Source organism: Hallella colorans, from assembly GCF_003096815.1.
In the GTDB taxonomy this organism is placed as follows: domain Bacteria; phylum Bacteroidota; class Bacteroidia; order Bacteroidales; family Bacteroidaceae; genus Prevotella; species Prevotella colorans.
On sequence record NZ_QENY01000055.1, the window covers coordinates 1 to 1,447 of the forward strand.

The following is a 1,447-nucleotide window of genomic DNA, read 5'->3' on the forward strand; positions in this document are numbered from 1 at the left end:
TGTATAGTAAAATCTTGCAATTCAACGATGTATAAATCTCCATCCAAAGTCCGTCAGGCATCATTATTCTGGGATCTTGAGGCAATGCTCTCTCCCAAGAATTCCCTGTACAAGTTAGCCAATCTGATTGATTGGGATCTGTTTGAGCAGTCCTTTTCCCCTCTTTACAGCAAGGACACTGGCCGCATGGCCAAGCCCATCCGTCTGATGGTCGGTCTGCTGATCTTGAAACACCTTCGTGACGTTTCAGACGAGAGCGTCGTGGAGCAGTTCTCGGAGAACGCCTACTTCCAGTATTTTTGCGGGATGGAGGCATTCCGCACCGACGCTCCCTGCGTTCCCACCGAGCTTGTCGAGTTCCGCCGTCGCATCGGTGAATCTGGCATGGAGCTGATACTCAAGGAAAGCATCCGCATCAATCTTTTAATCGGCGACCACAGAAAAGAGGAGACACAGGGGAAAGACGGCAAGGATGGACGTGGACGCAAGCCCGATGCGGAGCAGACCGCATTCATCGACACGACGGTGCAGGAGAAGAACGTGACCTTCCCCACGGACTCGAAACTCCTGAACAAGGTGACAGACTTTTGCCACGGCGTGGCGGAGAAGGAAAACCTCAAGGTCCGCCAGAGCTATGCCAGGGAGATAAAGGAACTGATGCTCGTTCAGCGCTTCAGGGGCAGGAAGAACAGCAAGGCCAAAGTCAGGAAGGCCGACAAGCGGATGCGCACCATTGCGGGCAGGTTGCTCAGGGAGCTGCTTCGCCTGCTGCCCGATAGAAATGCCTACCAGGAGCGGATTGACACCTGCATGAGGCTTGTCAACGGCGAGCGGTTGGACGGCCATAAGATCTACTCGCTTCACGAGCCGGACGTGCTTTGTATCAGCAAGGGAAAAGAGGGCAAGAAGTACGAGTTCGGCAACAAGGTCTCCATCGTTAGACTATGGGACGGACTCATCATCGGCGCGCTGTCATTCCGCAATGAGTATGACGGCCATACGATAGACAAGGCAATGGAGCAGGTCAGGCGGCTGTATGACAGGAAAATAAAAACACTTGCCTGCGACAGGGGATACCGAGGACAAAGCATGAGCGGGCAGACACAAATCATGATTCCGGACACGCCCAAGAAAACAGACTCACGGTACGCCAAGAACAAAAAGCACAAACTCTTCCGCAAGCGGGCAGGAATAGAGCCAGTCATTGGCCACTGCAAGGCAGACCACCGGTTGGGGAGGAACTTCTACAAGGGTCTCTTCGGAGACTCCATCAATGTCATGCTTGCAGCTGCCGCATTTAACTTCAAAAGAGCCATGAGGCTTCTTTTGTGCCTAATTGAAAGAGTGATTATGTGGTGCTGTGGGAGGCTGAACTTAAATTTTCAATACCAAATCATCACGCAGGTCTATATGAAAAATGCGATGTCGCCTTTTTGAGGGTCGACTA

At 52.2% G+C, this 1,447-nt stretch carries 1 protein-coding gene; it reads left to right on the forward strand.

All coding sequences use genetic code 11. The features are described from left to right. The first annotated feature begins 27 nt into the window (after positions 1-27). Positions 28-1,437: an IS5 family transposase gene (locus tag C7379_RS12535; RefSeq protein WP_116617556.1), complete on the forward strand. Its 1,410-nt coding sequence runs from the start codon at positions 28-30 to the stop codon at positions 1,435-1,437. Positions 1,438-1,447: the final 10 nt, after the last annotated feature.